Origin of the sequence: Dyella thiooxydans (genome assembly GCF_001641285.1) — a bacterium.
In the GTDB taxonomy this organism is placed as follows: domain Bacteria; phylum Pseudomonadota; class Gammaproteobacteria; order Xanthomonadales; family Rhodanobacteraceae; genus Dyella_A; species Dyella_A thiooxydans.
Genome location: NZ_CP014841.1, coordinates 108,399 through 121,193 on the forward strand (window position 1 = coordinate 108,399; position 12,795 = coordinate 121,193).

At 67.8% G+C, this 12,795-nt stretch carries 12 protein-coding genes; all 12 read left to right on the forward strand.

What is annotated here, in order from left to right:
• The gene (flgF, locus tag ATSB10_RS00485) at positions 1–741 is read left to right on the forward strand and encodes a flagellar basal-body rod protein FlgF (protein ID WP_063669930.1); all 741 of its coding nucleotides are present in this window, start codon (positions 1–3) and stop codon (positions 739–741) included.
• A gap of 48 nt (positions 742–789) precedes the next feature.
• Positions 790–1,575 carry a flagellar basal-body rod protein FlgG gene (flgG, locus tag ATSB10_RS00490; protein ID WP_063669931.1) on the forward strand — a complete coding sequence of 262 codons (786 nt, stop codon included), beginning with the start codon at positions 790–792 and terminating at the stop codon, positions 1,573–1,575.
• An 8-nt stretch (positions 1,576–1,583) separates the two neighbouring features.
• Positions 1,584–2,270 carry a flagellar basal body L-ring protein FlgH gene (flgH, locus tag ATSB10_RS00495; protein ID WP_063669932.1) on the forward strand — a complete coding sequence of 229 codons (687 nt, stop codon included), beginning with the start codon at positions 1,584–1,586 and terminating at the stop codon, positions 2,268–2,270.
• Positions 2,270–3,550 carry a flagellar basal body P-ring protein FlgI gene (locus tag ATSB10_RS00500; RefSeq protein WP_236886464.1) on the forward strand — a complete coding sequence of 427 codons (1,281 nt, stop codon included), beginning with the start codon at positions 2,270–2,272 and terminating at the stop codon, positions 3,548–3,550. Before flgH ends, ATSB10_RS00500 begins: the two co-directional genes overlap by 1 nt.
• A 1-nt stretch (position 3,551) precedes the next feature.
• Positions 3,552–4,595 (forward strand): flagellar assembly peptidoglycan hydrolase FlgJ, encoded by a 1,044-nt coding sequence (gene flgJ, locus ATSB10_RS00505; RefSeq protein WP_063669933.1) that lies wholly within the window; start codon positions 3,552–3,554, stop codon positions 4,593–4,595.
• Positions 4,596–4,612: 17 nt separating this feature from the next.
• Entirely contained in the window at positions 4,613–6,493 is a 1,881-nt protein-coding gene (flgK, locus tag ATSB10_RS00510; protein ID WP_063669934.1) for a flagellar hook-associated protein FlgK, read from the forward strand.
• Between the two features lie 5 nt (positions 6,494–6,498).
• Entirely contained in the window at positions 6,499–7,722 is a 1,224-nt protein-coding gene (gene flgL / locus ATSB10_RS00515) for a flagellar hook-associated protein FlgL (protein WP_063669935.1), read from the forward strand.
• Between the two features lie 307 nt (positions 7,723–8,029).
• Positions 8,030–9,484, forward strand: a complete 1,455-nt coding sequence (locus tag ATSB10_RS00520; RefSeq protein WP_063669936.1) for a flagellin N-terminal helical domain-containing protein — start codon at positions 8,030–8,032, stop codon at positions 9,482–9,484.
• Positions 9,485–9,839: 355 nt separating this feature from the next.
• Positions 9,840–11,285 (forward strand): flagellar filament capping protein FliD, encoded by a 1,446-nt coding sequence (gene fliD / locus ATSB10_RS00525; protein WP_063669937.1) that lies wholly within the window; start codon positions 9,840–9,842, stop codon positions 11,283–11,285.
• 20 nt (positions 11,286–11,305) lie between these two features.
• A complete protein-coding gene (gene fliS / locus ATSB10_RS00530; RefSeq protein ID WP_017461983.1) occupies positions 11,306–11,728 on the forward strand; it encodes a flagellar export chaperone FliS in 423 nt (140 codons plus the stop codon).
• Positions 11,728–12,030 (forward strand): flagellar protein FliT, encoded by a 303-nt coding sequence (gene fliT, locus ATSB10_RS00535; protein ID WP_017461982.1) that lies wholly within the window; start codon positions 11,728–11,730, stop codon positions 12,028–12,030. Before fliS ends, fliT begins: the two co-directional genes overlap by 1 nt.
• A gap of 56 nt (positions 12,031–12,086) precedes the next feature.
• Positions 12,087–12,638 carry a PilZ domain-containing protein gene (locus ATSB10_RS00540; protein WP_063669938.1) on the forward strand — a complete coding sequence of 184 codons (552 nt, stop codon included), beginning with the start codon at positions 12,087–12,089 and terminating at the stop codon, positions 12,636–12,638.
• Positions 12,639–12,795: the final 157 nt, after the last annotated feature.

Sequence of the window (12,795 nt, forward strand, 5' to 3'; positions counted from 1 at the left end):
ATGGACCACTCCCTCTACGTAGCGATGACCGGGGCGACGCAGATCATGCGCGCCCAGGAGGCGGTGAGCCACAACCTGGCCAACGCCTCCACCACCGGCTTCCGCGCCGAGCTGACCGCCTTCCAGAGCCTGCCGGTGCAGGGGCCGGGCGAGGCCTCGCGCATCAACGCGGTGGCCCGCGGTATCGGCGTGGACACCACGCCGGGATCGATCACCACCACCGGCCGTCCGCTGGACATCGCGGTGAAGGGGAGTGGCTGGATCGCGGTGCAGGCGCCGGATGGTTCGGAGGGCTACACCCGCGCCGGCGACCTGCAATTGACCCCCGACGGTCTTTTGACGGATGCCGCCGGCAACCCGGTGCTCGGCGGTGGTGGTCCGATCAGCCTGCCGCCCAGCGCCGAGCTGCGCATCGGCGAGGACGGCACGATCTCCAGCGTGCCGCTCGGCGGCGGTCCGAACACCATCGCCGCGCTCGATCGCATCCGCCTGGTCAATCCTGATCCGACCCAGCTGGTGCAGGGTGGCGACGGCCTGATGCACCTGACCGGGGGCGGTAGTGCGCCGGCTGATCCCACCGTGGAGGTGACTGCCGGAGCGCTGGAGAACAGCAACGTCAACGCCTCGTCGGAGCTGGTGAAGATGATCGCGCTCTCGCGCCAGTACGACATGCAGATCAAGTCGATCAAGGCGGCCGAAGACAACGCGTCGTCGGCATCCAAATTGCTTCAGTCGAACTAACGACCGAATGCGTGACGGATCGCCGTCACCTCCCAGGAGTCCCCGAACATGCTCTCGTCCCTCTGGATTGCCAAGACCGGCCTCGATGCGCAGCAGACGCGCATGGATGTCATCTCGAACAACCTGGCCAACGCCAACACCACCGGCTTCAAGAGCTCGCGGGCGTCGTTCCAGGATCTGATGTACCAGAACCGCGCCCAGCCCGGCGCGCAGACCACCGAGCAGACCCTGTCGCCGACCGGCCTGATGCTGGGCACCGGCGTGCGCGTGGTCGGCACCGAGAAGCTGTTCACCCAGGGCGAGACCAGCCAGACCGGCAACTCGCTCGACGTGGCGATCCAGGGCCGCGGCTTCCTGCAGGTATCGATGCCCGACGGCACCATCGCCTACACCCGCGACGGCTCCCTGCACACCGACGCCAACGGCCAGCTGGTCACCGCCGACGGTTACCCGTTGAATCCCGGCATCACGCTGCCGTCCAACGTGCAGAGCATCACCATCGGCGCCGACGGCACCGTGTCGGCGACCACCAACGGTTCGGGCGCGGCGGTGCAGGTGGGCACGCTGCAGCTGGCGGATTTCGTCAATCCGGCCGGCCTGCAGCCGAAGGGCAACAACCTCTACATGGAAACCGCTTCCAGCGGCGCGCCGCAGACCGGCCAGCCCGGCCTCAACGGCATGGGCACGCTGATGCAGGGCGCGCTGGAGTCCTCCAACGTCAACGTGGTGGAGGAGATGGTCAACATGATCGAGACCCAGCGCACCTACGAAATGAACTCCAAGGCCATCAGCAGCACCGACCAGATGCTGCAGGACCTGACCGACAAGATGTGAGGACGGCGATGAACGCGACTCCCCGAATCCTTCGTCTCGTCGTGCCGCTGGTGCTGCTGGTGCTGCCCGGCTGCGCCACGATGGCGCCATCGCACGACGACGCCCAGTGGGCCGCCACCGCGCCGGTCGAGCCGACCGCGACGCCGGTCGCCGACGGTTCGATCTACCACGACAACCAGAACATGGAGCTGTTCGTCGACCCGCGCGCCCATCGCGTCGGCGACATCCTCACCGTGGTGCTGCAGGAGAGTACGCAGGCCAGCAAGAAGGCTTCCACCAGCACCAGCAAGACCGACAAGAACAGCTTCGAGGCCCCCGTGCTGCTGGGCAAGACGGCCACCCTCAACGGCAACCCGGCGAGCATCTCGCTCAACGGCGACCGCAGCTTCGCCGGCGACGGCTCGTCCAGCCAGAGCAACCAGCTCAGCGGCCAGATCACCGTCACCGTGGCCCAGCGCCTGTCCAACGGCAACCTGGTGGTGCGCGGCGAGAAGTGGCTGACGATCAACCAGGGCAAGGAGCTGATCCGGATCTCCGGCATCGTCCGCCCGCAGGACATCAACCCCGACAACAGCGTCTCCTCCAGCCGCGTGGCCGATGCGCGCATCGCCTACACCGGGCGTGGCTCGCTGGCCGATGCCAATACCCAGGGCTGGCTGGCGCGCTTCTTCAACTCCAAGTGGATGCCGTTCTGATGAAAACGCGCCCGTTGACCAGGCACCTGCGCAACACCGCCGTACCTGCGTCCGTGCACGCACCGCACGAGGTGCGCGTGCAGGAGCACCCGCTGCCGGACGAGCTGCTCGGCGCACGGGCGACCGACGCCCGTCGCCGCAGCGAGCTGCGGCGGGCCCTGCTGCGCTGGCGCCAGGCCGGCGCGGCGTTGCTGGCGGTGTTCGGCCTGGGCCTGGGGCTGGTCGGGCCGGCGCATGCCGACAAGATCCGCGACCTGACCTCGGTGGCCGGCGTGCGGACCAACCAGTTGATCGGCTACGGCCTGGTGGTCGGCCTGGACGGTTCGGGCGACCAGACCACGCAGGCGCCATTCACCACCCAGAGCCTGGAGAACATGCTGCAGCAGTTCGGCATCGTGGTGCCGGCCAACGCGCGCCCGCAGCTGAAGAACGCGGCCGCGGTGATCGTCACCGCCGACCTGCCGCCGTTCGCCAAGCCCGGCCAGACCATCGACGTCACCGTCGCCTCGATCGGCAACGCCAAGACGCTGCGCGGCGGCCAGCTGCTGATGGCGCCGCTCAAGGGCGCCGACGGCAATACCTATGCGATCGCCCAGGGCAGCGTGGTGATCGGCGGCATCAGCGCGCAGGGCAAGAGCGGCTCCAGCGTGCAGGTGAACATCTCCGATTCCGGCCGCATCCCCAACGGAGCCACGGTGGAACGCGCCGTGCCCTCGTCGTTCGCCAGCGGCGGCGACCTGGTGCTCAACCTCAACACGCCGGACTTCACCACCGCCTCGCGCGTGGTTCAGGCGATCAACGCCGCCTACGGCGCCGGTACCGCCAATGCGCTGGACGGCGGCTCGATCGCCGTGCGCAGTCCGCCGGATCCGTCGCAGAAGGTCTCCTGGCTGGGCGACATCCAGAACATCGACGTCACCCCCGGCGATCCGCCGGCGCGGGTGGTGGTGAACTCGCGCACCGGCACCGTGGTGATCGGCTCGGACGTGCGGGTCACCGCCGCGGCGGTGGCGCACGGCTCGATCCAGGTGACCATCAGCGAGCAGCCGCTGGTCAGCCAGCCGAATGCCTTCAGCAAAGGCCAGACCGCGGTGGTTCCATCCAGCGACGTGCAGGTCAGCGAGAACGGCGGGCACATGTTCAAGTTCGGTCCCGGCGTGAGCCTGGACACCATCGTGCGCGCGGTGAACCAGGTGGGTGCGGCGCCGAGCGACCTGATCTCGATCCTGCAGGCGCTCAAGCAGGCCGGTGCGCTGCATGCGGACCTCGTGGTGATCTGACATGGCCGGTGGCGTCGACAGCGTTGCGCAGGGCGTCAGTACCTGGACCGATCTGTCCGGGTTCAATGCGCTGCGCAACACCGCGCAGAGCGACGCCAAGGCCGCGCTGCCGATCGTCGCCAAGCAGTTCGAATCGATCTTCACCCAGATGGTGCTCAAGTCGATGCGCGACGCCAACTTCGGCGATCCCAACTTCGACAGCCAGGCGAGCACCTCCTGGCAGGGACTGGCCGACCAGCAGCTGGCGGTCACCCTGTCCTCGCAGGGGCATGGCCTGGGCATCGCCGAGATGCTGGTGCGCCAGCTCGGCGGCAAGGACGCGCAAGCCGCAAGCGGTGCCACCGGCAACGACTGGCAATCCCGGCTGGGTTCGGTCGCCGCCGCACTGGGGGCTTCCACCGGCGCCGCCGCACCGGCTTCGGCGAGCTCTGGCTCGTCCGGCTCGTCCGGCTGGGACGACCCCGAGGCCGACACCATGAGCTCGGTCGCCGGCGCGCTGGGCAGCGCGGCCACGGCGGCCTCCCGGCTGGTGCCGGGCGACCCGGTCAGTTTCGTCACCACGATGGCGCCGTTCGCCAGGAAGGCGGCGCAGAAGCTCGGCGTGTCGGTGCGTGCGGTGCTGGCGCAGGCTGCACTGGAGACGAAGTGGGGACAGCACATGCCGCGCCATGTCGACGGCACGTCCAGCAACAACCTGTTCGGCATGAAGGCCGGCTCCAGCTGGGACGGCGGCAGCGTCAGCGTGCCGACCCTGGAAGTGGAGGGTGGCGTGCCGGTGCGCCGGCGCGCGGCGTTCCGCGCCTACGAGTCGCCCGCGCAGTCGTTCAACGACTACGCACGGCTGCTCGGCGACAACCCGCGCTACGCGCAGGCGCTGGGCAAGGGCGACGACGTGGCCGGGTTTGCCCACGGCCTGGTCCAGGGCGGCTACGCGACCGACCCGGACTACGCCCGCAAGATCGCGGCGATCGCCAACAGCCCGGCGATGCGCCAGGCGCTGGACGCGCTCAAGAACGGCGCGTTCGCGCCGATGTCCTCCGAATGAACGCCTGGATCTAGCCCATGGCCAATCTCTTCAGTACCGGTGTCTCCGGCCTCAATGCGGCCCAGGTCGCGCTGAACACCGTGGGCAACAACATCGCCAATGCGGGCACCGACGGCTACAGCCGCGAGGTGGTACTGCAGGCCGAGCGCGTCGTGCCGCAGGCCGCGCGCTACACGGTCGGCGGCGGCGTCGACGTGACCGCGGTCGAGCGCGCCTATTCCAGCTACCTGACCCAGGCGGTGTGGACCAGCAACGGCAACCTGCAGCGTGCCACCACCTACAACGACCTGGCCGGCACGCTGAACAGCATGCTCAATGCCAGCGGCGACCTGCAGGGGGCGCTGGACAGTTTCTACGGCGGCTTCGATACGGTCGCCAACACGCCCAACGACAGCTCGGCGCGGCAGGCGGCGCTGGGCAACGCGTCCGCGCTGGCTTCCGTGTTCAACACGCTGGGCACCCAGTTCGCCAGCCAGCAGCAGCAGATCAACGGGCAGATCGGCAGCACCGTCGCCAGCGTCAACACCACGCTCGACAACATTGCCAGCCTCAACAAGAAGATCCACGAGACTCTGGGCAGCAGCACGCCCAACGCGTTGCTGGACCAGCGCGACGCGCTGGTGAACACGCTGTCCGGCTATCTCGGGGTCACCGCCGTGGCGCAGACCGACGGCACCATGAGCGTCTACAGCAGCAGTGGCCAGGCACTGGTCAGCGGCAGCAGTGCGTTCAAGCTCAGCGTCGCCAACGATGCCTACGACGCCAGCCGCACCAATGTGTTCGACAGCAGCGGCACCGATATCACCACGCGCCTGTCCGGCGGTTCGCTGGGAGCGATGCTGGATTACCGGGCCAACGTGCTGGAGCCGGCGCAGAACCGCCTCGGCCAGGCGGCCATCGCGCTGGCGACCAGCGTCAATGCGCAGCAGGGCAAGGGCCTGGATCTCAACGGCCAGCTCGGCGCGCCGATCTTCTCGCTGCCGACGCCGCAGGCGATGGCCTCCAAGAACAACACCGGCAATGCCGCGGTGGGCGTGCAGGTCAGCGACGTCAACGCGCTGGACAACGCGGACTACACGCTGCGCTACGACGGCAGCAACTGGAGCATGAGCACCACGGCCGGCCAGCCGGTGGCGCTCACCACCAACCCCGACGGCACCCTGAGCGGTGCCGGGCTCACCCTGAGCGTGTCCGGCGCGGCGCAGGCGGGCGACAGTTTCCGCATCGAGCCGACCCGCAATGCTTCCACCGGGCTGGCGGTGGCCATGACCGATCCGTCCGGGATCGCTGCCGCCGCGGCGGTGCAGGCGCAGCCGGCCAGCGGGAATACGGGCAGTTCGGCGGTGTCGTCGCTGCAGGTGACCGATGCCAGCAATGCGGCGCTCTCCAGCAACGTGACCGTGAGCTTCCCGACGGCCGGCACCTATGCGATCACCGACACCGCCAGCGGCACTGTGCTCGGCAGCGGCGCCTACACGCCGGGGCAGGCGCTCGCGGCCAATGGCTGGAGCCTGACCCTCTCCGGCGCACCGGCCGCCGGCGACAGCTACGCGGTGAGCGCCAACAGCAACGGTCTGAACGACAACTCGAACGCGCTTGCCCTCTCGTCGCTGGCCGACAGCAAGGTCCTCGCCGGCGGCAGCCGCTCGGTGATCGGCAACTACACGCTGCTGACCACCGAGATCGGCAATGCCGGTGCGCAGGCGGCCAGCAACGTCACCACGCAGACCAGCCTGCACAGCCAGGCGATGTCGTCGCAGCAGGCCGTCTCCGGCGTCAACCTCGATGAGGAGGCCGCCAACATGGTGAAGTACCAGCAGGCCTACCAGGCGTCCGCGCAGGTCATTTCCACCGCCCAGACCATCTTCAACAGCCTGCTCTCGGCCGTTCACGGGTAACCGCCATGCGCCTCTCGACCAACTGGATGTACCAGCAATCGCTCGGCACCATGCTCAACCAGCAGAGCGCGCTGGCCGCTGCGCAGAACCAGGTGAGTTCCGGCAAGCGCATCAACGTGGCCTCCGACGACCCGGCCGGCGCCGGACGCATGGTCAGCCTCAACCACATCATCGCGGCCAATACCCAGTACACCGCCAACATCGATGCGGCCAACACGCGCCTGAATACGTCGCAGTCCACGCTCAACTCGGTCAACGACCTGTACAACAGTGCGCGCGACCTCACGCTGCAGGCGCTCAATGGTTCGCTGTCGGACAGCGACCGCCAGGCGATTGCCGTCCAGCTGGGCCAGATGCGCGACCAGTTGCTGCAGATGGCCAACACCACCGACGCCACCGGCCAGGCGCTGTTTGCCGGCACCAGCAACACCAGTGCGCCATTCGTGAAGAACGCGGACGGCAGCGTGAGCTACACCGGCAACGAGAGCCAGCCGCACGCATCGATCGGCAGCGGCCTGACCGTACCGGTCGGCGAGTCGGGCAGCAGCCTGTTCATGGGGCTTCCCCCCGGCAACGGCCAGTTCGTCGCCTCGGCCGGCGCCGCCAACACCGGCACCCTGGTCGTCGGCTCGAACGAGGTCAGCGATCCGACGGCCTATGCCGCGGGCATCGCCACCAACGGCGGTTACACGCTCACCTTCGACGGCGCCGGCAACTGGACCGCGACCGATGCTTCGGGCAACCCGGCCGTGGACGCCGGCGGCAATCCGCTCACCGGCACCTATGCACCCGGCGGCAGTATCAGCTTCAACGGGCTGACAGTGAATCTCTCCGGCACGCCCCAGGCGGGCGACACGGTGGGCATCCAGTCCGGAGGGTCGCAGGACATCTTCAGCACGTTCAACAACATGATCTCGGCGCTGCAGTCCGGTGGCGACAGTACCCAGATGGTCAACGTGCTGAACCGCCAGCTCGAATCGCTCGACCAGGCACAGGCCGGGGTCAGCCGCGCCGAGGTGGACATCGGCGGTCGTACCAATGCGCTGACTGCGCAGCGCGCCGCTTACCAGGATCTCAACGTCACCTACAAGTCCACGCTGTCCGATACGCGCGATGTGGACGTCTATTCGGCGATCAGCCAGTTGTCGATCCAGTCCGCCGCATTGCAGGCATCCCAGCAGGTGTTTGCGCAGGTGAAATCCATGAGCCTGTTCAACTACATCAAGTAGTCCTGATTCGCCGCACTGCCATGGACCGAAAGACGCCGCGCCCCTGCGCGGCGTTTTCCGTTTCAGCGGCATCGGCCGGAAACCCTCAAGTGGCGCGGCTTCCGGCCGATGCAGGCCAAGGTTTCTGTCGCGGTCCGCGTCGTGCGAAACACGTCGCGAAAAAAAAGCAAGTGCAGGTACTCAAGTAATTTTCACCCGTGACGAAACAGTCCCTGAGGCGGATGGCATCCCATACGGAACCCCGCCGGGAAAACAACCCAAAGCCCATCCGATCCGGCACTAAACGGTTTCCGACAGGAGAGTTCCCATGTCATTCGTCATCAACACCAACGTTTCCTCGCTGAACGCCCAGAACAACCTGGACAAGTCGCGCAGCATGCTGGCGCAGGCCACGCAGCGCCTGTCCTCGGGCCTGAAGATCAACAGCGCCGCGGACAACGCCGCCGGCTTCGCGATCTCGCAGCGCTACACCACGCAGATCGGCGGCCTGGCCCAGGCCAGCGCCAACGCCTCGGACGCGATCAACCTGGCGCAGACCACCGGTTCGGCGCTGGACCAGGTGACCGCCAACCTGCAGGCGATCCGCGACCTGGCCGCGCAGTCCGCCAACGGCACCTACAGCAACGCCGACCGCGCCACGATCGACAACGAAGTGCAGCAGCGCCTGCAGGAAATCACCCGCATCGCGAACCAGACCACGTTCAACGGCAAGAAGGTGCTGGACGGCTCGCTGCAGTCGCAGAGCTTCCAGATCGGTGCCAACGTCGGCCAGACGGTGTCCGTGGCGCTGGGCCAGAGCGTGAAGGCAAGCGACATGGGCGCGGTAGCCGAAGTGCAGAGTGGCGACATCAGCGCCACGTTCGGCACCACCACCGGTCTTAAGCTGGCCGCGGGCGATCTGACCGTGTCGGTGGACGGCGGTACCACCACCAGCAACGTTGCCGCGGGTACGTACACCTCGGTCGCCGGCCTCGCCAGCGCGATCAACACGGCGGCGGGTTCCTCGATCGCCACGGTTGACACCAACGGTGAGCTCAAGATCACCAATGCATCGGCGACCAAGACGATCAATTTCGGCGGCACTGCGGCGAGCACGCTCGGCCTGGGTACTCCTGTCGCGGTGAGCAGCTCCGCCGACTCGACCGGCGCGGTAGCGGCGGTGGCGACGGTCAATGCCGCCCCGAGCCTTGCGAGCGAGGGTCTGTCAATCAATGGCACCTCCGTGGACCTGACCGGCGTGAAGAGCCTGCAGGACCTGTCCGACGCAATCAATGCGGCCGGAGTGGATGGTGTCAGCGCCGCGGTGAGCGCCGACGGCAAGGGCGTGAACTTCTACTCCAACAGCGCGCTGAAGATCGCTGACACCGGTGGCAACATCATCGGTACCAATGCGAAGGACGCGAACACCACCGCTACTTATGTCGCTGGCAATTCGGCGGCGACCGGCGGCTCGCTGGCCAAGGGCTCGGTGGGTACGGTGGACGGTGCCAACGACCTGATCTCCCGCGTCGACGTGGCGCTGAAGTCGGTCAGTGACTTCGCCGCCCAGCTGGGTGCGGTGCAGAACCGCTTCCAGTCGACGATCTCGACGCTGGCTGCGCAGTCGACCAACCTGAAGGCCTCGCAGTCGACCATCCAGGACGCGGACTTCGCGGCCGAGACGGCGAACCTGAGCAAGGCCCAGGTGCTGCAGCAGGCGGGTATCTCGGTGCTGGCCCAGGCCAACTCGCAGCCGCAGCAGGTGCTCAAGCTCCTGCAGTAACCGGGCAAGGGCAGGGGCCGCTTCGGCGGCTCCTGGCTCCGACAGCAAGAAATCCACGGCGGCATCGACGGGTTCGATGCCGCCGTTTTCTTTTCGTCACCGACGCGGCGGCCGGCGCCCGTGCCGGAATCCCCGGGGGTCCGCGCCACCCCCTCCAGCGTGCGGCGGACGAGTGTGGACCGCTTCAGTATCCGACGGCCCTGCCGATACCGAGTGCAAGGGACGGTGGCACGTCCGCAGGCGATCCTGCGGCCGCATCGGAGATGCGTTCCGCGCGGCTGGCGAGGTTCTTGCAGAAAGGCCCCGGTGGACGTGAATTCGTCCGCCAACCGTCAAAATTTCCACGGGTACCGGCATGACCACCATCAGCGGCCTCACCTCGACCAGCACCGCCAGCACCTCGACCGGCTCTTCGGGCAGCACGACGTCGACCAGTGGCACCGGCAGCGCCGTGCTGTCGTCGGCGGGCATCGGCTCGGGCCTGGACGTCAACAGCATCGTGACCGCGCTGGTCAATGCCAAGAAGGCGGGGCCACAGGCCCAGATCACCGACCGGCAGACCCAGACCAACGCGACCCTGGCGGGCCTGGCCTCGCTGCAGAGCGGGCTGACTTCGCTGCAGTCGGCGTTGTCCAAGCTCACCCTCACCAGCACGTTCCAGAGTTTCGGCGCCACCCTTGCCGATACCACGGTCGGCAGCGCCACCACCCTGAGCAGCGCCCAGCCGGGCAACTACTCGCTGGTGGTCAACAATCTGGCGGCCGCGCAGAAGCGCGCCAGCAGCGCCTACGGTGCCGCCACCGCGGTGGGCGACGGCACGTTGACCCTGGCGGTGGGCAGCAACAGCGTGGACGTGGCGGTATCGGCCACCGACACGATTTCGGACATCGCCGCGAAGATCAATGGCGCGTCCGGCAATCCCGGCGTCGAGGCGACCGTGGTCAACGGCGCCAACGGCGCCCAGCTGCTGCTCAGCTCGGCCAAGACCGGCGTGGCCAACGGCTTCACCGTGACCGCCGGCTCGGGCAGCAGCAGCGGTCTGTCGACGCTGGCCACCCAGCTGAATACGGCCGGCTCCAATGAGGCCAAGGACGCCAGTCTGAGCCTGGACGGCATCGCCATCACCAGCGCCACCAACAGCGTCAGCGGCGCGATCGACGGCGTCACCCTCAACCTGACGGCGCCGGGCAGCACCACGCTGACCGTCACCCGCGACAACAGCGCGGCGACCGATGCCATCCAGGGTTTCGTCGACGCGTACAACAGCTACCAGCAGACGGTCGGCACGCTCTCCAGCTACGACAGCACCACCGGCCAGGCCGGCATCCTGCTGGGCGACACCACGCTGAACTCGGTGCAGCGGCAGATTTCCAGCGTGCTCAGCAGCAAGGTGGCCGGCAACAGCATCGGCTCGCTGGCGGTGCTGGGCATCACGCGCCAGGCCGACGGCACGCTGGCGCTGGACAGCGACAAGCTGAACGCGGCCCTGTCCAGCAATCCTTCGGCGGTGCAGGACCTGTTTTCCGGCACCAACGGCTATGCGACCAAGCTCAACTCCTCCCTGGACGGCTTCACCAGTTCGAGTGGCGTGATCGCCACGCGGCAGCAGAGCCTCAACGACAGCCTGACCAAGCTCGGCACCCAGCAGACCCAGCTCGACCAGCGCATGAGCGTGTACCAGCAGCAGCTGCTGCAGCAGTACAACGCGCTGGACACGCTGATGTCGCAGCTGAACAACACCAGCAGCTACCTCACCAGCCAGCTGGCCGCGCTGGAAGCGACCTACACCAAGACCAAGTAAGTGATTTCACGGAGCACCCCATGACCTACGGACCGATGCGCCACGCCAGCGCCCTCTACCAGCAGAACAGCGTGTCCGGCGGCGTCGAGAGCGCCGACCCGCACCAGCTCGTCGGCATGCTGCTCGACGGCGCGCTGGACCGCATCGCGCAGGCCCGCGGGCACGTCCAGCACGGCAACGTGGCGGCCAAGGGCACCTGCATCTCCAAGGCGGTGGCGATCGTCGGGGAGTTGCGCGACAGCCTCGACCACAAGGTGGATCCGTCCTTCAGCCAGCGGCTGGAGTCGCTGTACGAGTACGTCATCCGTCGGCTGCTGTATGCCCAGTTGCACGATGACCTGTCCGCCCTGGACGAAGCTTCGCGCCTGCTCGCTCCGGTGCGCGAAGGCTGGCAGGGCATCCGTGGCGCCTATCTGGCGCAGGCGGAGGCGCAGAAGGGCTGATGGAATCCGTCGCTCACCCGGATCTGCAGCGCGCGCTGGAACTCAGCGCCCTGATGCTGTCCAGCGCCCGCGAGGGCGACTGGGCCGCGGCAACGGCCCATCAGGCCGAATGCGACCGGCTGTTGCGGCAGGCGCCGGTCAATGCGGCTGGCTTGATGGCGTTGCGCCGGCTCTACCAGGATCAGCAGGAATTGCTGGGTCTGGCAGCGGCGGCCCGTGAGGCGGTGGAGCAGAAGCGGGCGCACGCCCGCACCGGCCACCGCGCCGTGAGCGCCTACATCACTGCCGCCGGTTCGTCCTGAGCGCAGTGCGCCGTTCATTGCCGCCCGATGCATCGGCGGTTCCGCGGGAGATCGACATGTCCCAAGCCCTGTGGTCCGAATTTTCCGAGCGCGTCAGCGTCGCCGACCAACTGCGCGTGGCGGTGACGGCGCGTGACGTGGATGAGGATACCGCCTCGCTGGCGCGGCTGGCCGAGCGCAACGTGGCCGCGATGGCCAGCATCGCGGCGCTGGAGGAACGACGTCCGGAACCCGAGGACGACGGCCCGGTGATGCAGGAGCTGGCGCGTCTGGATGCCAAGCTGAACGCGTTGGTCGAGCTGGTTGGGCGCGCGCTGCAACCGGTCGGCAGCCTCCCGCCGCGGCGGGCCGTTCGCTTCAATTCGCTGGGTATCGTGGTGCCGTCCGACCTGCTGCCTGCCGGGCAGGATCTCTGCGTGCGGTTGCATCCCGACGTATGTCCCAGCCTGGTGCTGGAGTTGCCCGCCTCGCTCGAACGTCCGTTCGATGACGGCCGTGCGTTTCTCGCCTTCCGCCCCCTCGGCGAGGCCCACGCCGACGCGCTGGAACGCCTCGTGTTCCGCACGCATAGGCGCAAAATTGCCGAGACGCGTCAGTCCCTGACCTGACCTGGACGGACCGAAAGGGTCATCACGATGCGGAAAGCCTGCAACCGATTGCAGGTGACGCCCGGCGAGTGTGATCCGATTCACGCTCCGGGGTGCCGGCGCGAAATTTTTTTGGCGGCGTCGGCAACTCGTCGTGCCACATTTGGTCACCGTCCCC

Coding starts and splice junctions, on each gene's coding strand:
- ATSB10_RS00500 (WP_236886464.1), top strand. CDS start 2,270: ATGAAAACGCGCCCGTTGACCAGGCACCTGCGCAACACCGCCGTACCT.
- fliD (WP_063669937.1), top strand. CDS start 9,840: ATGACCACCATCAGCGGCCTCACCTCGACCAGCACCGCCAGCACCTCG.
- fliS (WP_017461983.1), top strand. CDS start 11,306: ATGACCTACGGACCGATGCGCCACGCCAGCGCCCTCTACCAGCAGAAC.
- flgK (WP_063669934.1), top strand. CDS start 4,613: ATGGCCAATCTCTTCAGTACCGGTGTCTCCGGCCTCAATGCGGCCCAG.
- ATSB10_RS00520 (WP_063669936.1), top strand. CDS start 8,030: ATGTCATTCGTCATCAACACCAACGTTTCCTCGCTGAACGCCCAGAAC.
- flgL (WP_063669935.1), top strand. CDS start 6,499: ATGCGCCTCTCGACCAACTGGATGTACCAGCAATCGCTCGGCACCATG.
- ATSB10_RS00540 (WP_063669938.1), top strand. CDS start 12,087: ATGTCCCAAGCCCTGTGGTCCGAATTTTCCGAGCGCGTCAGCGTCGCC.
- flgG (WP_063669931.1), top strand. CDS start 790: ATGCTCTCGTCCCTCTGGATTGCCAAGACCGGCCTCGATGCGCAGCAG.
- fliT (WP_017461982.1), top strand. CDS start 11,728: ATGGAATCCGTCGCTCACCCGGATCTGCAGCGCGCGCTGGAACTCAGC.
- flgH (WP_063669932.1), top strand. CDS start 1,584: ATGAACGCGACTCCCCGAATCCTTCGTCTCGTCGTGCCGCTGGTGCTG.
- flgF (WP_063669930.1), top strand. CDS start 1: ATGGACCACTCCCTCTACGTAGCGATGACCGGGGCGACGCAGATCATG.
- flgJ (WP_063669933.1), top strand. CDS start 3,552: ATGGCCGGTGGCGTCGACAGCGTTGCGCAGGGCGTCAGTACCTGGACC.